The 21,471-nt window shown below is 33.4% G+C and carries 24 protein-coding genes and 2 pseudogenes; 19 read left to right on the top strand and 7 right to left on the bottom strand.

Annotated elements, in window-relative coordinates; all coding sequences use genetic code 11:
- Window positions 1-294 precede the first annotated feature (294 nt).
- Both ACIQZA_RS05840 and ACIQZA_RS05835 read left to right on the top strand, forming a co-directional pair.
- On the top strand, window positions 295-438 hold the full coding sequence (locus ACIQZA_RS05840) for a hypothetical protein (protein WP_185903418.1): 144 nt from the start codon (window positions 295-297) through the stop codon (window positions 436-438).
- Window positions 439-599: 161 nt separating this feature from the next.
- Window positions 600-773 carry a M3 family metallopeptidase gene (locus ACIQZA_RS05835; RefSeq protein WP_400933423.1) on the top strand — a complete coding sequence of 58 codons (174 nt, stop codon included), beginning with the start codon at window positions 600-602 and terminating at the stop codon, window positions 771-773.
- Window positions 774-1,040: 267 nt separating this feature from the next.
- Here ACIQZA_RS05835 and ACIQZA_RS05830 read toward each other — a convergent pair whose 3' ends face one another.
- A complete protein-coding gene (locus ACIQZA_RS05830; RefSeq protein WP_400933421.1) occupies window positions 1,041-1,490 on the bottom strand; it encodes an NUDIX hydrolase in 450 nt (149 codons plus the stop codon).
- A 564-nt stretch (window positions 1,491-2,054) separates the two neighbouring features.
- Between ACIQZA_RS05830 and ACIQZA_RS05825 the strand changes: the two genes are divergently transcribed.
- From ACIQZA_RS05825 to ACIQZA_RS05810, 4 genes are all read left to right on the top strand, one after another.
- On the top strand, window positions 2,055-2,303 hold the full coding sequence (locus tag ACIQZA_RS05825) for a hypothetical protein (protein ID WP_402880322.1): 249 nt from the start codon (window positions 2,055-2,057) through the stop codon (window positions 2,301-2,303).
- Window positions 2,304-2,534: 231 nt separating this feature from the next.
- Complete coding sequence (locus tag ACIQZA_RS05820) at window positions 2,535-2,597, top strand: tetracycline resistance efflux system leader peptide (protein WP_366151260.1); 63 nt, start codon at window positions 2,535-2,537, stop codon at window positions 2,595-2,597.
- Between the two features lie 32 nt (window positions 2,598-2,629).
- The gene (gene tet, locus ACIQZA_RS05815; protein WP_400933417.1) at window positions 2,630-3,982 is read left to right on the top strand and encodes a Tet(L)/Tet(K)/Tet(45) family tetracycline efflux MFS transporter; all 1,353 of its coding nucleotides are present in this window, start codon (window positions 2,630-2,632) and stop codon (window positions 3,980-3,982) included.
- A 331-nt stretch (window positions 3,983-4,313) separates the two neighbouring features.
- Window positions 4,314-5,201, top strand: coding sequence for a DMT family transporter (locus ACIQZA_RS05810; RefSeq protein ID WP_400933415.1), 888 nt, complete (start codon window positions 4,314-4,316; stop codon window positions 5,199-5,201).
- 409 nt (window positions 5,202-5,610) lie between these two features.
- Here the strand turns inward: ACIQZA_RS05810 and ACIQZA_RS05805 are convergent, their stop codons facing one another.
- From ACIQZA_RS05805 to ACIQZA_RS05795, 3 genes and pseudogenes are all read right to left on the bottom strand, one after another.
- A complete protein-coding gene (locus ACIQZA_RS05805; RefSeq protein WP_400933413.1) occupies window positions 5,611-6,321 on the bottom strand; it encodes an alpha/beta hydrolase in 711 nt (236 codons plus the stop codon).
- A 160-nt stretch (window positions 6,322-6,481) separates the two neighbouring features.
- Window positions 6,482-6,593: pseudogene (locus tag ACIQZA_RS05800) on the bottom strand (IS1595 family transposase); the annotation flags it as partial.
- 44 nt (window positions 6,594-6,637) lie between these two features.
- A complete protein-coding gene (locus ACIQZA_RS05795; RefSeq protein WP_323657560.1) occupies window positions 6,638-6,829 on the bottom strand; it encodes a hypothetical protein in 192 nt (63 codons plus the stop codon).
- 475 nt (window positions 6,830-7,304) lie between these two features.
- On the opposite strand from ACIQZA_RS05795, the gene ACIQZA_RS05790 reads away from it, so the two are divergent.
- Window positions 7,305-7,526, top strand: a complete 222-nt coding sequence (locus ACIQZA_RS05790) for a hypothetical protein (RefSeq protein ID WP_400933409.1) — start codon at window positions 7,305-7,307, stop codon at window positions 7,524-7,526.
- Between the two features lie 396 nt (window positions 7,527-7,922).
- Here ACIQZA_RS05790 and ACIQZA_RS05785 read toward each other — a convergent pair whose 3' ends face one another.
- On the bottom strand, window positions 7,923-8,069 hold the full coding sequence (locus ACIQZA_RS05785) for a YjcZ family sporulation protein (RefSeq protein ID WP_323657558.1): 147 nt from the start codon (window positions 8,067-8,069) through the stop codon (window positions 7,923-7,925).
- A 487-nt stretch (window positions 8,070-8,556) separates the two neighbouring features.
- Here ACIQZA_RS05785 and ACIQZA_RS05780 point away from each other — a divergent pair, with 487 nt between their 5' ends.
- From ACIQZA_RS05780 to ACIQZA_RS05750, 7 genes and pseudogenes are all read left to right on the top strand, one after another.
- A complete protein-coding gene (locus ACIQZA_RS05780) occupies window positions 8,557-9,414 on the top strand; it encodes a RhaT/GlcU family sugar-proton symporter (protein WP_400933407.1) in 858 nt (285 codons plus the stop codon).
- 15 nt (window positions 9,415-9,429) lie between these two features.
- Window positions 9,430-10,215 (top strand): glucose 1-dehydrogenase, encoded by a 786-nt coding sequence (gdh, locus tag ACIQZA_RS05775; protein ID WP_132357967.1) that lies wholly within the window; start codon window positions 9,430-9,432, stop codon window positions 10,213-10,215.
- A gap of 94 nt (window positions 10,216-10,309) precedes the next feature.
- Window positions 10,310-10,833, top strand: a pseudogene (locus ACIQZA_RS05770) (3-oxoacyl-[acyl-carrier-protein] synthase III C-terminal domain-containing protein); the annotation flags it as partial.
- Window positions 10,834-10,965: 132 nt separating this feature from the next.
- Window positions 10,966-11,577 (top strand): class I SAM-dependent methyltransferase, encoded by a 612-nt coding sequence (locus ACIQZA_RS05765; RefSeq protein WP_400933403.1) that lies wholly within the window; start codon window positions 10,966-10,968, stop codon window positions 11,575-11,577.
- Window positions 11,578-11,917: 340 nt separating this feature from the next.
- The gene (locus ACIQZA_RS05760; RefSeq protein ID WP_255505042.1) at window positions 11,918-12,394 is read left to right on the top strand and encodes a GNAT family N-acetyltransferase; all 477 of its coding nucleotides are present in this window, start codon (window positions 11,918-11,920) and stop codon (window positions 12,392-12,394) included.
- A 34-nt stretch (window positions 12,395-12,428) separates the two neighbouring features.
- On the top strand, window positions 12,429-12,980 hold the full coding sequence (locus tag ACIQZA_RS05755) for a hypothetical protein (RefSeq protein WP_402880326.1): 552 nt from the start codon (window positions 12,429-12,431) through the stop codon (window positions 12,978-12,980).
- A gap of 1,082 nt (window positions 12,981-14,062) precedes the next feature.
- Entirely contained in the window at window positions 14,063-14,623 is a 561-nt protein-coding gene (locus tag ACIQZA_RS05750; RefSeq protein WP_402880330.1) for a GNAT family N-acetyltransferase, read from the top strand.
- A gap of 367 nt (window positions 14,624-14,990) precedes the next feature.
- Here the strand turns inward: ACIQZA_RS05750 and ACIQZA_RS05745 are convergent, their stop codons facing one another.
- On the bottom strand, window positions 14,991-15,095 hold the full coding sequence (locus ACIQZA_RS05745) for a YjcZ family sporulation protein (protein ID WP_142508007.1): 105 nt from the start codon (window positions 15,093-15,095) through the stop codon (window positions 14,991-14,993).
- A 167-nt stretch (window positions 15,096-15,262) separates the two neighbouring features.
- On the opposite strand from ACIQZA_RS05745, the gene ACIQZA_RS05740 reads away from it, so the two are divergent.
- The 3 genes from ACIQZA_RS05740 to ACIQZA_RS05730 all read left to right on the top strand — a co-directional run bounded on the left by ACIQZA_RS05740 (window position 15,263) and on the right by ACIQZA_RS05730 (window position 19,753).
- Window positions 15,263-15,673, top strand: coding sequence for an NUDIX domain-containing protein (locus tag ACIQZA_RS05740; protein WP_400933398.1), 411 nt, complete (start codon window positions 15,263-15,265; stop codon window positions 15,671-15,673).
- Window positions 15,674-15,989: 316 nt separating this feature from the next.
- Window positions 15,990-19,088 carry a hybrid sensor histidine kinase/response regulator gene (locus tag ACIQZA_RS05735; protein ID WP_402880332.1) on the top strand — a complete coding sequence of 1,033 codons (3,099 nt, stop codon included), beginning with the start codon at window positions 15,990-15,992 and terminating at the stop codon, window positions 19,086-19,088.
- A 191-nt stretch (window positions 19,089-19,279) separates the two neighbouring features.
- The gene (locus tag ACIQZA_RS05730; protein WP_402880334.1) at window positions 19,280-19,753 is read left to right on the top strand and encodes an NUDIX hydrolase; all 474 of its coding nucleotides are present in this window, start codon (window positions 19,280-19,282) and stop codon (window positions 19,751-19,753) included.
- 124 nt (window positions 19,754-19,877) lie between these two features.
- Here ACIQZA_RS05730 and ACIQZA_RS05725 read toward each other — a convergent pair whose 3' ends face one another.
- Window positions 19,878-20,057 (bottom strand): hypothetical protein, encoded by a 180-nt coding sequence (locus tag ACIQZA_RS05725; RefSeq protein WP_402880336.1) that lies wholly within the window; start codon window positions 20,055-20,057, stop codon window positions 19,878-19,880.
- A 605-nt stretch (window positions 20,058-20,662) separates the two neighbouring features.
- Here ACIQZA_RS05725 and ACIQZA_RS05720 point away from each other — a divergent pair.
- Together ACIQZA_RS05720 and ACIQZA_RS05715 are read left to right on the top strand one after the other, a co-directional pair.
- Window positions 20,663-21,073, top strand: coding sequence for a hypothetical protein (locus ACIQZA_RS05720; protein WP_402880337.1), 411 nt, complete (start codon window positions 20,663-20,665; stop codon window positions 21,071-21,073).
- 89 nt (window positions 21,074-21,162) lie between these two features.
- The gene (locus tag ACIQZA_RS05715; RefSeq protein ID WP_402880338.1) at window positions 21,163-21,357 is read left to right on the top strand and encodes a hypothetical protein; all 195 of its coding nucleotides are present in this window, start codon (window positions 21,163-21,165) and stop codon (window positions 21,355-21,357) included.
- Window positions 21,358-21,471 lie beyond the last annotated feature (114 nt).

Raw genomic sequence — 21,471 nt, 5'->3', positions numbered from 1 at the left:
ATTTGGAAAACAGTTATCCTTTGAGAACATTATAAATGGGCTTTCCGTCCTTGTATAAAGTATGATTGAACCTATCTCCAAGTTTGGATAGCTTCTTTTGCTTTATCTCAAAGTAAGCTTGTAACTCGTTCATAAGGCATTCAGGACATTTGAATTATTTCACAAAGTTTTTAATGTTTTTACTGATATTTACAAGGTTTGCGGTACACTAAAAAAGTAATAAGGTTTACTTTATGAGGTATATTATAGTATTGAATAGATTCTCTTTAAAGACAAGAAAAGTAGGTGAACAAAGTGGGGAAATATCAATTGGATACCAAAGGTAAGGTAGCTGTGACAAAGTATCATGAAAAAAACAAACCCGCCAAATTTGATAAAAAGCAGCAACTTGAAAAAATACGTGCGGAGTATTTGAAAAAGAAACAAACAGACAAATAATATGAATGAAAACAGAGGAAGATTAAAATTTTATTAAAAGTCAAGTTATAAGCTAAAACTATTTTAAATAGTGAATTCATATTTAATGTCACACATTATAAGGATAGGAGAGCTTAATTAAATTCGCTCTATCTATCCTCTTTTTTACTACAGATGACCCTATGGATTTAACCATAAAAGAAAATAAAACAACAGGTGCTTATACTAATTATTTATGTAATGAAAAGATTCCATATATATTTGCAAACTTAAATGGATCAACAATGGATGTAAAGATACTGGCACATGAATTTGGTCATGCATTTCAAATGGCTGAAGGGCTCAAGGCACCATAGTTTATCGACCTTCCTCTCCCAGCGTAGTATACAATACCCGTTCTGAGTATATTTTCATCTTCTGTGGTGTAGCGCTGTTTTTTGCGCTACATGGATGGCTAAAGGGTGCTTTATCAGAGCTAAAGGGCTTTTTAATTTATGAAGAAGGGCTTAATAGTGATTAAGGGAAGCATAACAAAAGGGCTTGTGGTAATTTTATGCACAAGCACTGATTGATGGTTAGCTTTTTGTTTTGGATAAAGAAATGTTGATAATAGCTCACCATATCTAATCAGTTGAAATATAACCAACCTTTTCTAGTAATTTCAATGTTGTATAATTTAAATCTGGAAGTTTTTCTAAAGGGAAGTATTTCAAATCTTTACTCTCCTCATTTTGCTTAATTGTGCCTTTTACAGCAGTTGCTTTAAAAATTGCCGTCGCGTTATAAATTTCATCCCCATGTGGAAATTTATAATATAACTCTTTCCCTGAAGCTAATCCAACCAATTTCAATTCTTCGGCAATTAATCCTGTTTCCTCATACAACTCCTTTTGAGCAGTTTCTTCAAAACTATCTCCTATTTCCATACCACCGCCTGGCAGCCCCCAATCTTCTGTATCTGAGCGTAATTGCAATAGTATTTCATTCTTTCTGTTAAAAACAATGATTGCTGAACCTGGTGCAATAATAGGGCTTGTTCCAACATATTGCCGTAAAGATTTTATATAATTCATAATTCCTCCTATGTTTACCCATATTTATGTTCTTTTAAATGAAAATTTCAATCTGTAAAGAATCATAACATAGCAAAGTCTTTGTTGGTAGACAAATGGTAAATGTGTTATGAGTAAATAGCATGCAATGAGTAGCAAGCTCTTAGAAGCTTTTAGCGACCTTGTTTGCGTTGAAAGTGGTGTAGGGGATTTATCTGACGAACGTAATTATCTTTCATTCACTGTGATAAATGAAATTTAAGGTTGGCTAACGAGGTGCTTTCGTTTATGAAGATAAAACTTGTGTGAAGCACTTCATTGTTGCCGGCGAAGGAACACTAGTAGAAGAACATTGATCGTTGAAGCTTTAGAAAAATTACTATGGTTTTTTCACTTCAACCATCGTCTGATAATTGGTTGGAATGGTAAATGGAAATTCATATCCAAGTGAATTCATTTTGAGGTATTATTAGACTAACGGATCAGGATAATCCTGGGGATAGATATTTTACCGAAATGCTTATAGTGTCTATTAATGTAATATAGAAAATTAAAGAGGGGATAAATTATGCTCAATAAAAAGGGGTGTTATCAACAATATTTTCTGTAGCAGGACTTATTGTTGTAGCTTGTTTTTATTACGTTCAACTTGATGTGGCATGGGTATTTTTAGTTGGGGTTATTTTGTTTATTATAGGAACAATTTTTAGTATTCAGAGCTTTATGAAAAGGGAAAAAGGTTTTTGGAAGTATTCACCTATTTGTGTATTAGGGATTTATTTTATTGGTGTTGCATTATCAGTTGTACTTCTTGTATTTATGGGTGAGGCATAGAAATCCATATTTCATATACGCCATTGGTGGCAACTTGAAGATTATATTTGCAACTAAACATTAACGGTAGGAATGTCAATAAGTTGGTAGTGGTTGGTAAAATGAAAGTATGACCAAGGAAACTTAATCACCGTCTGGGTATTTTTGAAACTTTGAAAAAATAGTTGTTTCCATAACATCAGATCGTTATGGTAATATGATACAATAATGAAAAAAATGGGAGGAATTTTTATGAAGTGCAATAAATATAACTGGGTACAATTTATAGAGGGAAGCGTATCATTAACCCTATAAACTACGTAAACCCTCACTAATGGAGGGTAAAGGTGAATAATCGTCATAATCAATTGCTTTTATGGCTGTGTGTTCTTTCTTTTTTTAGCGTATTAAATGAAATGGTATTGAATGTTTCATTACCTGATATTGCAAATGAGTTTAACAAAGCCCCAGCAAGTACAAATTGGGTAAATACATCCTTTATGTTAACTTTTTCTATAGGAACGGCTGTATACGGTAAACTATCTGATTTGATGGGGATTAAAAAATTAATTATATTTGGAATTGTAATGAACTGTGTGGGATCTTTGATTGGATTCATTGGACATTCTTTTTTTTCATTACTCATTTTTGCTCGTTTTATTCAAGGAATTGGTGCTGCTGCTTTTCCATCACTCATTATGGTTGTAGTTACACGATATATACCAATAGAAAGTCGTGGCAAAGCATTTGGCCTTATCGGTTCTATCGTAGCATTAGGAGAAGGGGTAGGACCAGTTATTGGTGGGATGATTGCCCATTATATTCACTGGTCTTATTTATTACTTATTCCTTCAGCAACTATTTTAACTGTTCCTTTTCTTATGAGATTATTAGAAAAAGAAAAAATAAGAAAAGGCTCTCTCGATATAGTAGGAATTATCTTAATGTCTATAGGTATTGTATTTTTTATGTTATTTACAACATCCTATAGATTAACTTTTCTTATAAGTAGTATTCTTTTTTTCCTAGGTTTTCTTAAACATATTACGAAAGTATCAGATCCTTTTATTGAACCTTCATTGAGGAAGAATTCTTCGTTTATGATTGGAATTCTCTGTGGTGGGCTTATATTAGGTACTGTAGCTGGATTTATATCTATGGTTCCTTATATGATGAAAGATGTTTACCATTTAAGTACTGCGATGATAGGCAGTGTAATAATTTTTCCTGGGACGATAAGTGTTGTTCTTTTCGGCTATATTGGAGGATTACTTCTGGATAAGAAGAATCATACATTTGTATTAACCATTGGTGTTGGGTTTATTTCTATCAGTTTTTTAATAGCTGCATTATTTCTAGAAAAGACCCCTTGGTTAATGTCAATCATTTTGATATTTGTTTTTGGTGGCCTTTCTTTTACAAAAACAGTGATATCCACGATTGTTTCCGCTAGTTTGAAACAAGAGGAAGCTGGTGCAGGGATGAGCTTCCTTAATTTTACAAGCTTTTTATCTGAGGGAATAGGTATTGCAGTCGTAGGAGGCTTATTATCGATACGTTTATTTGACCAAAGAATTTTACCGATAATTTATCACCCCTCAAGCTATTTATATAGTAATATGTTACTCTTATTTGTGGTTATAGTCACATTTAGTTGGATGCTAACTATTTACGTATTTAATAAACGCACTGCAATATAATGTCCAAAAAAATATAAAAAACTAAGAATTTAAAAAGATGATAATTGGTTTTTAGAAAATCTCCTAAACGCTATATATATGGCCAGGTGCTCATTAAAAGGTGAGTGCCTGGTCTTTTGTGTGTATTCATCATAGTAGGTGATTCAACACACTTTTGCTTTGAGAAATCAAACAAAATAGATGCAGTTTATGGAAAAACCTTTTTACAAACTTGATATGCGATGATACTATATATTAGGCGATAATTACAAGAGTAGAGAATTCTTTCCTAGGATATATTCTCTTTACAAATATCGTTAATTAAAGAACGATTGAAGGTATATTGAATATAGTGACTAATCTAATGTATGTATTTTGTTTAATCGTATGGGGGCTTAATTTTATTGCAGTGAAAATTCAAGGGACGCCAGTAAGTTTAGAATTATCATTGACTTATCGGCTAGTTATTACTGCATTTTTATTTATCGCCCTTGTATTATTTCTTAAGCCAAAAGGGGTACCTACAAAGAAAGATATACCCTTTATCATTGTGTTTGGTGTATGTAACTTTGCTTTAAGTTATTTATGCCTATATTACGCAACAATATTAAGCTCAGCAGCAATTGTAACATTAATCTTTTCATTAAAAGTGATTTTGACGCCGCTAGCTCTTCGTATTTTCTTAAAAGAGCAACTACATCCTCGTGTGTTATTTGGAGGCGTTCTGGGGGTATTTGGTGTTTGTGTTCTCATTTATCCTTCTTTAAGTAGTTTTTCTAGCTTTGCTGATCTAAAAGGCATTTTGATTGCTCTTTTAGGTACAGTACTTACAGCTATTGGTGATGCAAGTTCTGCAAGAAACGCCAGAATAAAGATTGACCCTATTTATTCGAATGCTATTGGTTTTACTGTAGGAAGTATTTTAATGTCAATAATTGTATTGTTACAGGGGCAAAAGATCATAATTCCTACATCAATAACATACATATCAGCTTTATTGTACTTAACATTGATAGCATCTTTCCTGGCATGGCTATTTTATTTAAAGCTTGTTGAAAGAATAGGTGCTGCCAAAAGCGGTTACATGGTAGCTTTATTTCCGGTAATTGGAGGTATAGCCTCTGTTGTAATTGGTGAATCACCGCTTTCTATATATTTGATAATCGGATGTCTATCAAGCTGTATTGGTGCAGCTATAGCTTTAGGATTTAGAATTCCCCGTAAAATTAAAGAAACGTGAATCAAGACATTGGAAACACAATAAATTGATTAAATGAAATATGGTTACAGTAGACCGCTCGGAAATGGGTAGTTTTTTGTATTTGTTATTTAAAATGCTAATTGCACGTCCAGTTCTTTTCCAGTGGCTTATATGCCTATAATGCGACATTAGAAAATAAACACACGCAGACATTTTTTTATTTAAAATCGGAAATATGCGGAATTTTAATAATTAATGAACTATTTTCCTTATGTTAAATTCGAGTTCATTTTGTTATATGCTCTCACTATCATAAACTGAATTACAGACAGTCGTTTTAATAGTAGGCAATTTTTAAAACAATGTTGACATTAAAGAGAATTAAGGGAAGCCATTTTGACTGCCCTTAATTCTCTTTTACAGAAATTTATACATCAATCATTTTTTATCATTTAACGTAAATATGTTTTTTCAGCCATTGTCTGAAATACTGCAACTGTTCCCCGGAATGGAAATAGTGTTCTCCATTCTCCATTACTTGCAAATTACAGTTAAAACGTTTATTAAATTCAGATACAACGTCAAACTCACATAAGTTATCTTCTGATCCATAGAGAATTGAAGTTGGAATATTCCAAGCAACAATAGGATGTTCTTTCACATAACAATAGTAATCCCAATAGAGAGTTTGTCCAATAGGTGTAGAAATTTCTTTCTCTATTTTTAGTCTAGTCTCACTTACATTAAACCATGTCATCATATTATTTATGATACGTTCCATATTTACCACAGGAGAGAGAAACAAACACTGCTTCAACGGCTCATGGCTATATTCTAATAAGCTAAAATATGCTCCCATGCTACAAGCAAAAATGCTTATATTATTTGATAACGATTTTGCATAGGTCATAATTGTATTAAGGTCTTGAACACAGTTTTGAACTTTGCAAAGATAAGTATCATTCTTACGGTCACCATGTTGAGGTAAATCAAAACTAAGCACTTGATAACCTACTGCTGTTGCTTCTTCTGCAAATACAATAATCGAGTCATCTGCCTTATTTGACATGTTACCATGCACCACCACAAATAACTTATCTGATTTGTCACCCCACAAAATTGCTGGAATGTTTTCTATTTTAAAATTATTTTTTATCATATACAATTTATCCCCCAAGGAATATAAATAAATGGTCATTCCGAATATTACAAATGTATATACCTTAACTTAACCACTTAAACCAATACAAATAATTGCTGATTTATTTAATTGCAATACTATTAAGTTAATCAGCCACTTTTTTAATTTGGTGTACAGTCTTTTTAATCTGTTTGCCTCTTTTACGAGATTTTCTTGGCTTTTTAGAAGATTTTGTACCTTTGAAACTTTCTGCAAGGAAATACTTCATCAGCCTCAATAACTTCCTTAACAGAGGCTACACATACAATCAAGTATTTTTGCGTCCTCAGTACCGTTAATTTCCTACTATTTTTTTAAAAATAGTTGTATTTTCTATACGAATTGAATCAACCTCACCACAATCTAAGCAAAATGTATAAATCTTGTTTGCGCCTCTAAATGAACCTTTACTTGGCTTAATAGGCATATAGTCTGTGGCTTCTGTAAATTGAGTACTCCCGCATTTTTTACATTTTTTATCTACCATGTATAATCGCTCCTTATTAATGGATAATATTAATTTTTACTGCTATGTACATTGAAATTATAACATAGTTTAGGGGGGTAATTTAGAAAGTGTGGTAAATATATCTATAAATGGATTCTGTTGTTGCCGAAATGATTTAGAGGGTTGGAACTAAAACATTAATTTATGCTAGAGGAGTTCACTATGAAAATGGGTATGAATTGCTTGGGGTTTCGGATTGTTATTATTGTTTGACCCTAAAAATTAGAGTTCTATTCATGTGTTGACTAAAGTGAGCTTTAACTTTTTTATTTTATTAACTCCAGATGACCATTTTCAGACAGCTCGATTTATACGTAGTTGAATGATTAGTTGGAATGGTAATTGACTTTTGTTTGAGGTGTGAAGGGGAGCAATTTGGCTAGCATAGGCATTTGCGTAGACTGTTAATGCTTTTATAGCATAACCTATATCGAAATCGAAAGGAGGAAAAATTATGCGATACGATTACGGACATGATGGCTATGGAGGACAACAAGGTGGGAGACATCCATATTATCCGGTTACTTCTCCAGCCCATTTTTATCCGACTCACCACTATCCAACCCACCATTACTACCCAATGCATTACTACCCAACACATACAACATATCCAACACATCATCGACATCCGCACCACCACCACCATCACCAGCATACGAACCCACGCTATTACTAATTTTAAAAAAGAAATGGCACTCTCTGTATAAAGTGTAGGTATTATTTTAGCTAAGAACAAATAACGTGCTCTACCTTTTAAAAAGTGACTTACAATATAAAAAGGGTCATCGGAGGAAAGTGATCCTTATCTTGAAGTTAGGATTTAATTTTGATTCTTTATAAATAAGTATCAAAGCGAAGTGTTGGTATTATTTATGAATAGTATGAAGCTAGTGCCATAAGATGTAAAGAATGATTAATTGTTGGTACTAGCTATTGATAAGATTTCATTTGATGTTTTCATTACTAAAAAAGGTCACTCTGTGGAAGTGACCTTGAATGAACTGGTATAAGGAAAAAAGTTTCACCCAGTTTATTATTTTTAAATAGCTCCAAAGAATTTTTCTTATAAAGGTTAATATATGAAAGTAGCGCCGACAATAATTAACAGAATGAACAGAACAACAATTAGAACAAATGTTGAACCGTTATTGCCACCTCCATAGCTATAACCTCCGTAGCAACAATTGTTGTAATTGCCATAGTTTCCGAAGCATCCCATGATGCATTCCTCCTTTCTACTCCTATAATATGTATCGTTTTAGAAAGTGGGAAAGGTATTTATCCTACAAAAATGCACCTTAGAATTAGATATTTTGGAAAAATATTTAATAAACTTTGTAAAATAAAAAAGGGCCACCGTATGGAAGTGACCCTTAGTAACAATTCAAGGCGGTGAAGCTAAAAAATTAGCTTACTATATTATTATGATGAGATAACTACTTTTGCAGAGTTGAATGCCTTAGTATAAGAAATAAAAAAATGTAAAAAGATCACCTGCAATCATGATTTAACTATTGAACCAAGATAGCTTAAGTGCTGTCTTGGTTATTTTGCGTTACGAAAGTGAAAGTTTTGCCTAACAAACTTAAAAAGTGATTCTTAACTAAAAGTATAAAAAATTTCCTTTAGTGCATCATAAAAAAGTATATCGAGTGACAGCAATCAGAATTAAATAAAGTATTTAAAGAGGTGAAAAGTTTAAAGAAATGGACATTATTTTAGCATTATTACCAGCTCTCTTTTGGGGAAGTATAGTATTATTTAACGTCAAGCTTGGTGGTGGACCTTATAGTCAAGTACTTGGTACAACGTTTGGTGCACTTATTTTCTCTATAGGTGTTTACTTTTTTGTAAAGCCTGAGTTATCTCCTATAGTGTTTGGAGTCGGGATTGTATCTGGTCTCTTTTGGGCATTAGGGCAAGTAAACCAATTGAAAAGTATCGATTTAATGGGTGTTTCCAAAACAATGCCTATTTCAACAGGGCTACAATTAGTATCAACAACTTTATTTGGTGTCATTGTGTTCCATGAATGGTCGACAACAATGTCGGTTATATTAGGAATTCTTGCCCTTATCAGTATTCTTGTTGGTATCGTTCTTACATCTCTTCCAAATCCAGAAGAGAAAAGAGAAGAACATGGAAGCAATTTGAAAAAAGGAATTTTAATTTTACTTGTTTCCACTTTTGGATATTTAGTTTACGTGGTGATTATACGCTTATTTAATGTAAGTGGATGGTCTGCATTATTGCCGCAAGCAATCGGGATGGTAATAGGTGGAGTTTTATTAACATTTAAGCATAAACCATTTAACAAATATGCGTTTCGTAATATTATTCCGGGTTTAATATGGGCTGCCGGAAATATGTTTTTATTTATATCTCAGCCACGTGTAGGGGTCGCAACAAGTTTTTCTCTTTCCCAAATGGGGATAGTTATTGCTACTCTAGGCGGAATTTTTATATTAGGTGAGAAAAAAACAAAGCGGCAACTTATCGCAATTTTCATCGGTATCGCTTTTATAGTCGCTGCTGGAATTATGTTAGGCATTGCAAAAAGATAAAAGGGAGGGCCTTGTATGTATCCAGATTTAGAAGGAAAAGTTGTTGTCATTACAGGTGCTGCAACGGGACTAGGTAAAGCAATGGGCATTCGCTTCGCTGCAGAAAAAGCGAAAGTAGTTATTAATTATCGATCAAATGAAGCGGATATAAATGCTGTAGTTGAAGAGGTTAAAAAAGCCGGTGGGGAGGCCATTGCTGTACAAGGTGATGTTACAGTTGAAGCGGATGTCATCAATCTCGTTCAAACAGCTATAAAAGAGTTTGGGACCATCGATGTAATGATTAATAATGCGGGTATAGAAAATCCAGTAGCTTCTCATGAAATGCCGTTAAGTGATTGGAATAAAGTCATCAATACAAATTTAACGGGTGCCTTTTTAGGAAGTCGAGAAGCGATTAAATACTTCGTAGAGAACGATATTAAAGGTACTGTTATCAATATGTCCAGTGTTCATGAGAAAATTCCTTGGCCTTTATTTGTGCATTATGCCGCTAGTAAAGGAGGCATAAAATTAATGACTGAAACTTTAGCGTTAGAATATGCTCCAAAAGGAATTCGTGTCAATAACATCGGACCTGGAGCGATCAATACGCCTATAAATGCAGAAAAATTTGCAGATCCAGCAAAACGTGCAGATGTGGAAAGTATGATTCCGATGGGATATATCGGAAAGCCAGAAGAAATTGCCGCTGTCGCAGTATGGCTTGCTTCATCTCAAGCTAGTTATGTAACCGGCATTACCCTTTTTGCGGATGGTGGAATGACTTTATATCCGGAATTCCAAGCTGGTCGTGGATAAGAAATCGTACTAAAAAAGGTTTCAAGGGCTTCTGCCTCTTGCTGCCTTTTTTATTTGCCAAAAAGCGTCTAAAAAGTTACGGATTATACAGATCGAGGGCGCTGCAGCAGTTTTAATAGAAAAAGATGAAGAAATGCCAAGCTTTATCGCCAATCATATAGGTACAAATGGTGCTGGAGGTAAGCATTTGTACTTAACAAATTTATCTACTACTATGAATGGTTCTCCTTTGAGTACTTCTCGAAAGATCATTCAAAATGGGAGAGAGGTATATAAATGGGCTTCACGTACACTTCCTATGGGAATAGTGGAATTACTACAGCAAGCAAAAAAATAGATTGGTTTGTTCCTCATAGTGCTAATTTAAGAATGATAGAATCCATCTGTGAAAGATCAGGTATTAGTTTAGAGAAAACATTAACTAGTGTTGAGTATATAGGAAATACTTCAGCTGTTTCTATCCCATTAGCTTTACAGGTAAGTATAAACGAAGGAAAATTACATAATGGGGATACTTTATTAATCGATGGGTTTGGTGCTGGCCTTATCATTAAGTGGTGTCCAGAAAATTTAGGAGTTTACAAATTTTTTGAGATTAACAATACTCATTATTTATGATAATGAATAAACGGTTTTTTTTAAAACTCATCGTCAAAGGTTTATTAAATAGGTGATTTTTTACAAAAGGAAAATGATAGGATGTATTATAGGATTAAGTGGGGATAATTTATGTAGTGGGAGTGAAGACGTTTGAATAATTCTTGGAATAAATTTATATATAAGATTGGTTCTCCAATTTACGATAAGTTTTTTAATTCAGGGGGATTTTTAAATGCTCGAAAACAAATATTTCAATCCATACCATTCAATAATCAACAAAAGATCCTGTTTGTCGGTGTAGGAACAGGAGCAGATTTAGAGCTGATAAATCACGCTAACCTAAATATAACGGCTATTGATTATTCACCTGATATGCTCGGAAAAGCAAAAAAGAAGTTCGAAAATTCTACAATAACATTCTTAGAAATGGATGCTCAAAATATTGAATTTGAAAATGAATCGTTTGACTATGTCATAGCTAGTTTAATCCTTTCGGTAGTACCTGATGCAACTAAATGTTTTCAAGAGATGACAAGGGTATTAAAGCAAGAAGGGGAAATAATAGTTTTCGATAAATTTGTCCCTAAAAACAAAAAACTGTCCATACCCAAAATGTTGCTAAGACCCATTATAAGCATATTAGGAACTGATATTGGCCGGAGCTTTGAAGAAATATCACCTGAAAATATAGTAGTAAAAGAAGATACATCTATAATGCTAAATGGGATGTATAGGAAAATAATAATTGGAAAGATAAACTAAGTGTACGAAACAGCCTTATACCATGCAACAAGTTTAACAGACTGGGCGACTCCTTGGGGATCAGCGATAGAGGAACGAAGGCTAAAAGCATCACATCCTGTGATAACGCCTTCGTGACCAACAGCGTGTTGGCCCGAGACCCTGCAGCGCAGCGGATGTTTTCTGTAGCGAAAGCGAAGCGTCAGCTACAAATGTTTTTTTCTGTGCGAAAGCGAAGCGTCAGCTACAAAGTGCCCAGTCGGAACGGAAATCAACCACACGTTTTGGTGATGATCCTTAAAAATTCCATATTGTTTAATACCATAATCTCTTAATAGTATATTAAAATGAGGGGGCTTAAATGATGACAATCAAGGTTTTTATTGCAACAGATGAAGATTATTTACCTGTGAATGAGATAGTAAAAGAAGGGCATGAAGAGCATGTGATGGAGGAACCAACGATTTTTAAAAGTGTGGAGTCAGTAATGCCTGAAACTTATTATAAAGAACTAATTGGCAACGAAGTAAGTGATATTCTAATTGCAAAGGAAGATGAAATTGTAGTAGGTTTCGCAGTCATAAGTGTTGAAACTTCTCCATCTTTCGAGTCGCTTGTTCCACGGAAATATGCGTACATACACGATTTTGGTGTAAAAGCTGAACTACAGCGAAAAGGAATTGGAAAAATATTATTTACTGCTTGTATAACCTGGGCTAAAGAAAGAGAGGTTAATTCAATTGAGTTAAATGTTTGGGAATTCAATACGAAAGCTATTGATTTTTATAAACATTTTGAAATGAATAGCGTGAGTAGAAAAATGAAATTAAACATTTGACGAAAAAATACCTTGTATAAGCTGGTGACTAAAATTGTTCGAAATTAAATATGAGATTTTTGAGGATGATGTAGACGAATTAAGGGAATTAGATATTTTGACTTTCGACAAAGAATACAATCAAATTTATGGTCTTTTTACCCTAAACGTAGATGGACACAATTTTATTCCATACCCACCGGATAATATCCCTTTATCAGCCAAAAGAATTTATTCTGAACTTATTCTTACTCACTTTAAACTATTAAATGATGTTGTTACATTACTAGATCATCACAATTATATCGCTTTAAAATATATAGAAAATAATTCGTCTTGGTTGGAGCTTAAAATAAAAAATGATCTAATAAAAGTAACAAAACGGGATTGTGAAATAGGATCTTCACTGAATAGCCTAATATGTATAGAGGATAAATTTTTAAGGGGCGCTATGTATGGTTCCTTTCACGATATTCCGATTATAAAAGAACAGTTTACGAATGAAATTAACAATAAAACTAAAATGTTTATTGAAGAAATTAAGAGTATTAATCCAAATATATTAAAATCAATATTTTTTAAAAGTTTATTAGAAAGACAAGGATAGTTGTACATCCGTGTTTTTGAAAACATGAAAAAAGGACTTCCGTGTACACGTAAGCCCTAGAATGGAACCAAACGTAGTTTCTATAGTTCGGTTGCCCATTCTTTGATTTGATTTTATGAAGATTTTGTAAAAATCCAACACACTTTATTTTTTGAGTATTTGTGATAATAGGCAAGACTACGCACTGGTCCATACTAAAGTTCTTAATAAATAAAATAAGCCAAGACCGGCAATAATCAATAGAACGAATAAAACAATAGCAAAGGCAAAATTTGTACCGGGTGTATTTACTCCATAAGATGGACAACTCAAAACAATCCCCTCCTTATAAAAATTTATAGCAGGATTATTTGAAGAAAAGAAAAGTAATATATTTTATAAAATGCTGTATCAATACGGAACAGCCTTTATAATACATTTACTTTTTTAATGTTAATAAACAGCTATGGGCACTGGGAAGAAGGGATTAATGACGACTTTCTACTGTTATTTCAAAATGTGGTTCACATATACCGGCATCCATTTCTCCAGTTTGTCTTTTCAATCATTTTGAAAGTAATACCTATACGCTGGAATGTGGGATTACTCACTTCGTCTAGGCCCATATAAGCAAGCGCCACAATTAAGGGCTGATAAGCTACAGCGGCGCATTTGTATCATTGGTGAAATAGAGAATACGGTGCTATCAAAGGACAATGCTGTGCGATTAATAGTACAGCAACAAACAAATGATACTTCCTTTTTTTCTTTATACTATGTTGTACAGAGGAATAAACGCAGGGCCAATCACCTTATGTATGGTGGAATTAATCCTGAAGAAGGATAAATTAGTTCAGCGCTACGAGTTGAGGATAACATTTTAAGAAGTTCATTAGATGGAGAGACCATTTCATTATCAATCAATTAAGTGTTATTTTGCATTTTCATTGCCATTAGTGTAGGAATCGCCCACGGCCAAGTTATTATTTTTACAAAGTTTATTGAATAAACATAGTAATATAAATTATTAAAAAATAGTTTTGCAACTCTCGTTTTATTAGATAGAATTAAATAATACCTTATTTGGAAGTGGAGTGAAGAAGATGTTTCCTATTTTAGATACGGAACGATTAGTGTTAAGAGAACTTACTGAACATGACGCCCAAGATGTTTTAAATTGCTTTTCTAATGCCGATGTATTACGCCATTATGGGCAAAATCCATTAACAAGTATAGAGCAGGTTAAACAAATCATTAACAATTTTTCAAAGAATTATGATGAAAAACGTAGTATAAAATGGGGAATTGCATTAAAAGACCAAGAAGGAATTATTGGTACTATTGGTTTTCAAGAATGGTCTACTGAGCATAAAAGAGCTGATATCAGTTATGCGCTTTTTCCTGAAAGCTGGGGAAAAGGGTATGCAAAGGAAGCTGTAAATAGAGTACTATCATTCGGCTTTCAAGAAATGGATTTAATGCGTATTGGAGCTATTGTATTTACTGAAAATGAAGCTTCCAATAAACTATTAACCAAATTAGGCTTTGAAAAAGAAGGGATATTAAAAAATTATATGCACCAAAACGGTGTTCCGTATGATACTAATATCTTTTCACTAATAAAGGTTAAAAATCATAAAATGGCCAGGACCAAGATAGATTAATGACTGTCTTGGTTTTTGTCATTAAAACGATGAAATAAACGAGATTCTCGCGAAAATTTAACTCCCTTAATATTCCTTAAGTTGATATAATAGGAATGCTTAATTATTTAAATAAAGGAGGAAAAGGTTTTTTTTAAATGAATAAACGGTGTTGAAAATGGTGTAGATTCAGCAGGTGAATACTTAAAAGCAATAGGTGGTAATAATATCTATTAATTATGTTATTGCTTTTGTCGTTAGATGTTTTATTTAGAAAGAAAAAGAGTCACCGGAGGACAGTGACCCTGAGTATTCTTAGAAGGTTAGGGATAAATTATTATTTCTCTAGGAAAAGTATGAGCAATTGAGATTTTGGTAGTGTCGTTTTTTAGTAACTAATGAAAGTTGCGCCAACGATAATTAAAAGAATAAATAATACTACAATTAGGGCAAAAGCGGACCCTGTGCCGTAACCATTACCTGAATAGCCCATAATAACTTACCTCCTTTCTACAATCTATAATACGTAAAGCAGTAAAAAGGAGAGAAGGTAATCATCTAACTTAAAGAAATAAATTTGCAATTAAGATAAAAAGACCTTTGTTAAAAAAGTGACAAACTTTCGATAGAGGTTAGTTTTCATAGGGGAGGAAAAGATTAATGGAAAATGGAAAATTACCAAAGGTTGGCGTGGGAGCAGTTATCCAAAATGACGAAAATAAAATTTTACTTGTTTTACGAAAAAAAGCACCTGAAGCCGGCTGTTGGAGTTTACCTGGTGGCAAGGTTGACTATATGGAAACAATAGAAAATGCGATTATACGAGAAATTAAGGAAGAGCTTGGAGTGGACATCGAAATAACAGGATTAGTATGTGTGACCAATCATATTATTCAAACGGAAGATATGCATTATGTAGCACCTACTTTCGCTGCTCGTATTACGAATGGTGAAGTACGAAATAGAGAACCGCATGCTTTAGAAAAAGTACATTGGTTCGCAATAGACGAAATACCTGAAAACATTACAATAACAACTGATTATGCACTTAAACAGTTAAAGCTATCGTAATTTTAGAAGGAAATATTTTTGATTTGGATGGCACTCCGCATGACAGTGAGAGCTGTTACATTTTAGCATGCTGTGCCAGCCTAAAATCATTTAACTACCTTCGGTGGGTGCCTAAACACCCGATATCAAAAAGCCTTCTTTCTGTTGTATAAAAGGTCAAAACTAATACCTTATAAAATATAGATTTTAGTTTAAGAAATAGATTTAAAAGTAATGGTAACTCAGATACGATAATATATCGTAGGAGGTGTGGTTTTGCCTAAGGAGCTTGTGTCATAACAGAAAAACATAAACTACCTTTTGACAATTATTCCTAATGAAAAAGAGAAAAATTGTTCTCATCATTTGCTTGTTTATTATCTTTCTAACAGGCTCACGAATTTTATGGCTGAACTTATTTAATAATACAGATCAACCACATGCTGTAAAAGGGCAAATGGATTTAAGAAATTGGAATTTTAATGATAGTCATGCTCTTACACTTGATGGGGAGTGGGAATTTTATCCTTATAATTGGTTGGTAAGTGAAGAAAAGCATATCGAATCTACGAAGAATCATGCTAAATACATACAGGTTCCTAAGGGGTGGGGCTCTTCTTTACAAGAGGGAGAGAGGAGCCCTTATGGTTACGGTACTTATCGCTTAAAATTACTCGTCAATCCAGAAGACACTATTACTTATAGTATTCGCGTTCCGAGTGTGCGAAGTTCTTCAGTTTTATATGTAAATGGTCGGCGGTTGGCAAAATCAGGTGAAATAGGAGAGGTTGCAGAAAAGACGGTTGCCAGAAATGTTCCATATACTACATCCTTTGAAGCAAACGGTCACAAAGAAATCGAAATTATTGTTCAAGCTTCAAACTTTAAGGACCCTCGTGACGGTGGGATTGTTCGCTCCATTAAATTAGGGAAAGAAGATATATTAGCTCGGGAAACTCAATTGTCGATCAATATGCAACAACTAGTAGCAGTAGTTTTTTTACTACATGCTATCTATTCCATTATTTTATTTTTTGTAGGAATCATGGAAGAAAGAAGATTGCTTTACTTTTCTCTGTTATCGATTAATAGTATGGTTTATTTCCTATTAGGAAGCGATGACAAATTATTATCTTATTGGTTTCCGATTAGTTACGATTGGGCCTTTAAATTAGTTCATCTTTCTATGATTGGCATAGGCTTTTCACTGCTTCAATGCATAAAACATTGGTTACCTCGGCATGTGAGAAAATATATTCGCTTGTTTAGTATTTTCTGTGCTATAGCATCATTATTGACCATTGTACTACCTACTCGCTATGTAGTAATCAATCAAGGCATTTTCATTATGATTTTAGGAATCCCGATCGTTATAACGATTCTAACAGTAATGCGAGAATCAATTAAAGAGATTAAAAGTAATATTTTTTTACTTTTTGCCATTTTAGCATTTGGTAATAATCTTATATGGGATGGCCTACTTCTTATTTTTGGAATAAAAATAATTATGTATCCATTTGATATTGTTATAACAGTGGCTTGTTTGGCAATTTTATGGTTTAAAGGATATGCTAAAGTCCATTCGGAAACGAAAGAACTTGCTATTAAGCTCCAAAAGACAGATAAATTAAAGGATGAATTCCTTGCCAATACGTCTCATGAATTACGCAATCCACTTCATGGGATCCTTAACATGTCAAAAGCTGTTTTGGAAAGAGAAGATCGTGTGCTCAGTGACAAAAGTGTCAAGGATTTAGAAACAGTGCTATCTGTCGGAAGGCGTATGTCACTGATGCTAAATGATTTACTAGATGTTATGAGTTTAAAAGAAAATAACCCCAAACTAAACCTTAAAACATTTTCGATTCAGCCAATTGTATCGGGTGTATTAGATATGCTCTATGTTATGAGGGAAGGAAAGCAGATTCAGTTAATTCATCAAATTCCTGAAAATTTTCCAAAAGTAGTTGCTGATGAAAATAGAGTTATTCAAATTGTTTTCAATCTTCTTCATAATGCGGTGAAATACACGAACGAAGGTGAAGTGACAATATTAGGTCAAGTGCAAAATGGTATGGCAGAAATTGTTATTTCGGATACTGGTATTGGTATTGATGAGGACACCATTCAACGTATATTTAAACCATATGAGCAGGGTACCCTTAGTAAGACAATGATTGAAGGCGGATTTGGGCTAGGGCTTAGTATTAGTAAACGATTAGTTGAACTACATGGGGGAACATTACAGGTACATTCAGTTGTAGGGGAAGGGTCTGAATTTACTTTCACTTTACCAATATCAGACTTACCTGATGAGGAAAATGCTACAGAACATGAGGCTCTACTATCAAATGCGAAGGAAGAATCAACAGTAGCGACTTCTACAAATCCATTCGATGATCGAACTGAAAACCATTCAATCATTGAAGCAAATCGACCTAGCGTTTTGGTCGTCGATGATGATCCAGTGAACTTAAGAGTTATCGAAACAATACTTTCAATAGAAAAATACGACCTAGTAACGGTTACAAGTGGTAGTAAAGCGCTTGAAATATTAATGTCTCAAGAGTGGGATTTGGTCATTTCAGACGTGATGATGCCAAATATGTCAGGGTACGAATTAGTACGTGCAATTCGTCAGCAATTTTCAATAACAGAACTTCCAGTGTTACTTCTTACGGCAAGAAGTCAGTCTCAAGACATTAAAAATGGATTTTTATCTGGTGCTAATGATTATGTCATGAAGCCTGTGGACGCTTTAGAGCTAAGATCAAGAGTAAAAGCACTAACCGATGTTAAACAATCTGCACAAGAACGGCTTCGAATGGAGGCAGCTTGGCTTCAGGCACAAATACAGCCGCATTTTCTTTTCAATACACTAAATGCCATTGTTACATTAAGTGAAATTGATATTGAACGTACTAGTAAGCTACTTGAAGCACTGTGTGATTTCTTAAGGGAATCATTTAAGTTCCAGAATATTGATGAGCTTGTTCCAATTGAGGATGAGTTAAATCTTGTTCGATCCTATTTATATATTCATAAAGAACGTTTTGGGGAGCGTATCAATGCAACGTGGGATTTGGAAGTTTCTACAGACGTCATGATCCCATCATTAACCATCCAACCATTAATTGAAAATGCTTTAAAACATGGTATTTTGCCTCGTGAAAATGGCGGGAATATTCATATTCGCATTGTAGATTACGACAGGTACATTGAGATCACTGTGTCAGATAATGGTATTGGAATGGATGAGGCTACAATGGAACGATTACTAGAGAGAAAATCGGAGACTTCAACTGGCATTGGATTGCTTAATACAGATCTTCGTTTAAAACAACATTATGGTAAGGGACTTCAAATTAAAAGTAAACTAAACCAAGGGACAGCGATATCGTTTGTTGTTCTTAAAAAGAAAGAAAAATTAAAGTAAATTAATATGGAGCAGTACCTCCATTAAAAAATGGGAAAGCAGTTTAATTTAAAGGGTTTGTTGTAGATTTATCATAAGATTGATCATTTAAAATAAAGTAAAAGTTGTTTGAAATCCTGTTTTTGCAGGATTTTTTTCTTTAACTATCTTGATAAAACAAATAGCGAATCAGAAACAGAGGAGGATTAATTATGGGTATTATCACATTCGGTGAGAAAAAAGAAGGCAAAGACTACATATGGAGACCCGCTGTTTATTGTTTAATGTTCAATAGTCAGAAAGAAAAAATAGCGATTATTCAAACAAATGATCGCGAATTTTTCCTCCCGGGTGGTGGAATGGAAAAAAATGAGTCTCACGAGGAATGTTTAAAAAGAGAAGCCCTTGAAGAGATGGGAATGGATATTGAAATAGGTCATTTTATAGGGTGTGCCCAGAGATATTTTTATTCTACAAATGAAAATAAATATTACCTTAGCGAAGGTTATTTTTATTTATGCGATAAGGGTAGGCAAATAAGTAAACCATCTGAAGTTGACCACTCTCTAAAATGGATTGAACCAATGCAAGCTATTGATTGCTTATTCCACGAACACCAAAGCTGGGCAGTTAATGAAGTATTAAAGTTAACAACAGCCATAAAACATGAGCATAAAAACGCATAACGCATATGATTGATCAAATTCCACATGATAAGACTGATTTATCTCCAAACTAAACGAAGAGATTTCAGTGATGGAAGTACACATAAAGAACAGATAACCTTAATTAGTTATCTGTCCTCTTCAATCACTTTGTAAACGGATCTTCCGAATCATATAAAAAACTTTTCTCAAGATTTTCTTTTGTCTCAGCATTGACGGTTTTTTCTTTTGCTTCCGCTTGTTCACTAGCTGGAGCTTCATCATGAGAAGAACAAGCGGTTAATAGGAATGCTACCATTGCTCCGATATATAGGAATTTTTTCATTGCTATAACCTCCGTTATTGTTTAGTTACAGTTTAGATTGTGCAATTACACTTAGAATATAACGGAAATGACAAGGATAAATTTTGTAACAAAAAATGATAAATAATCGTTACACAATTAAAAGGGGAAATTAGTGAAAAGAATTATAGGTTTCGTTACAATTTGTGGATTGGTATTAGTGGTTGCTCCCATAAAGAATCCAACGACATAATGCAACATGAAAATAGTTTGAACTTGTTGGAGAAGTTCTAACAAAAGAAAATGAGTGGCAAGAAAGCGAGTATTTCACATCTGAAAATTTAAGCTTCATCGGTGAACGGCAATTATTAGGATTTACGCGTAGTAAAGAAGAAAAAATAGGGCTGGCCAAACAGGAAAATATGGCTGGCATTTTTCGGGAGAGAGCGTTAAATCAGGAGACTTCCTTCCCCATCAAGGGAACTCACCAAATGACAGGTAAAGAAGTGTACTAGTTTCAAATGCTACTTTTCCATGTAGAACACTTATTTTAACCACGAAAAATTACCTGTATGGAAATATAAGTTGATAAGGATTTTTTTGAGACTCTTTTAAATTTTTTTCTGACACTTGATAGGAGGGTTTAAATGAAAGGTGTTGTCGTATTTCTGTTGATTATCATGTTACTTAATGCTGGTCCACCTAAGCCAATTGTATTGTCAGAAGGCAAAAAGATAACAGTATTACAAGGTACTTATTGTTGGAGTAAATTTACAGGTTCAGAATGTGTTGATAAAATTTCTCCATCAACAATTATTGATAATAATAAAATTGTTCCATTTCCTGTATCCCCTCAAAGTGAAATAAAAATCAATTTTAAGAAACAACCTATTGATGAAATAGAAGTAGAAATGGAACATTTGGGTGAAAGTAAAAAAATAAAAGTAGAAGGTAATGTTTTTTCTGCACCAAATGAAAAAGGTAAATATATATATATTGTTTCTAGTAGATGGGACAAAGGAAGTTCTTCTTACATTTTTACCATAGAAGTTAAATAATAAATTGTATACCTTTATTCGTATTTTAATTAAGGTTAAATTAAATTATGTGACTTCCATAAAGTGTAAATCAAAGAAGAGATGGTTAAATGAAGGGGAAAATGAAAGTCGTTTTAATTGTACTATTACTTTGTGTTGTATCTGTACCTATTTCGGCTGATACATATAAGTTATTAGATTTTAAAAAGAAGGATAATTTAGATTTGTATTATTACATTAGCCCAGAATCGATTAATATGGGTGATAAAGATGATGTTTTAAGAGGATTTACTGCTTGGACATAGCACTAATAAAGTTAAATTTACTAAAGAGGTAGATATTAGTAGAAATGTTAATGTTGATTACGTAAATAGTAATGGTGAAGCATATACTACTCATCGTGATGGTTCTTCTTTTAA

Origin of the sequence: Lysinibacillus sp. NPDC096382, assembly GCF_044762845.1 — a bacterium.
Classification (GTDB): Bacteria; Bacillota; Bacilli; order Bacillales_A; family Planococcaceae; genus Lysinibacillus.
The sequence above is the reverse complement of the archived record's forward strand: the minus strand, read 5'-3'. Positions and strand labels throughout refer to the sequence as shown.

Bases quoted from the DNA above. Each gene is read 5' to 3' on its own strand.
- ACIQZA_RS05835 (WP_400933423.1), top strand. From the start codon at position 600: ATGGATTTAACCATAAAAGAAAATAAAACAACAGGTGCTTATACTAAT.
- ACIQZA_RS05830 (WP_400933421.1), bottom strand. From the start codon at position 1,490: ATGAATTATATAAAATCTTTACGGCAATATGTTGGAACAAGCCCTATT.
- ACIQZA_RS05805 (WP_400933413.1), bottom strand. From the start codon at position 6,321: ATGATAAAAAATAATTTTAAAATAGAAAACATTCCAGCAATTTTGTGG.
- ACIQZA_RS05795 (WP_323657560.1), bottom strand. From the start codon at position 6,829: ATGGTAGATAAAAAATGTAAAAAATGCGGGAGTACTCAATTTACAGAA.
- ACIQZA_RS05790 (WP_400933409.1), top strand. From the start codon at position 7,305: ATGCGATACGATTACGGACATGATGGCTATGGAGGACAACAAGGTGGG.
- ACIQZA_RS05785 (WP_323657558.1), bottom strand. From the start codon at position 8,069: ATGGGATGCTTCGGAAACTATGGCAATTACAACAATTGTTGCTACGGA.
- ACIQZA_RS05780 (WP_400933407.1), top strand. From the start codon at position 8,557: ATGGACATTATTTTAGCATTATTACCAGCTCTCTTTTGGGGAAGTATA.
- gdh (WP_132357967.1), top strand. From the start codon at position 9,430: ATGTATCCAGATTTAGAAGGAAAAGTTGTTGTCATTACAGGTGCTGCA.
- ACIQZA_RS05760 (WP_255505042.1), top strand. From the start codon at position 11,918: ATGATGACAATCAAGGTTTTTATTGCAACAGATGAAGATTATTTACCT.
- ACIQZA_RS05750 (WP_402880330.1), top strand. From the start codon at position 14,063: ATGTTTCCTATTTTAGATACGGAACGATTAGTGTTAAGAGAACTTACT.
- ACIQZA_RS05745 (WP_142508007.1), bottom strand. From the start codon at position 15,095: ATGGGCTATTCAGGTAATGGTTACGGCACAGGGTCCGCTTTTGCCCTA.
- ACIQZA_RS05740 (WP_400933398.1), top strand. From the start codon at position 15,263: ATGGAAAATGGAAAATTACCAAAGGTTGGCGTGGGAGCAGTTATCCAA.
- ACIQZA_RS05735 (WP_402880332.1), top strand. From the start codon at position 15,990: ATGAAAAAGAGAAAAATTGTTCTCATCATTTGCTTGTTTATTATCTTT.
- ACIQZA_RS05730 (WP_402880334.1), top strand. From the start codon at position 19,280: ATGGGTATTATCACATTCGGTGAGAAAAAAGAAGGCAAAGACTACATA.
- ACIQZA_RS05725 (WP_402880336.1), bottom strand. From the start codon at position 20,057: ATGAAAAAATTCCTATATATCGGAGCAATGGTAGCATTCCTATTAACC.
- ACIQZA_RS05720 (WP_402880337.1), top strand. From the start codon at position 20,663: ATGAAAGGTGTTGTCGTATTTCTGTTGATTATCATGTTACTTAATGCT.
- ACIQZA_RS05715 (WP_402880338.1), top strand. From the start codon at position 21,163: ATGAAGGGGAAAATGAAAGTCGTTTTAATTGTACTATTACTTTGTGTT.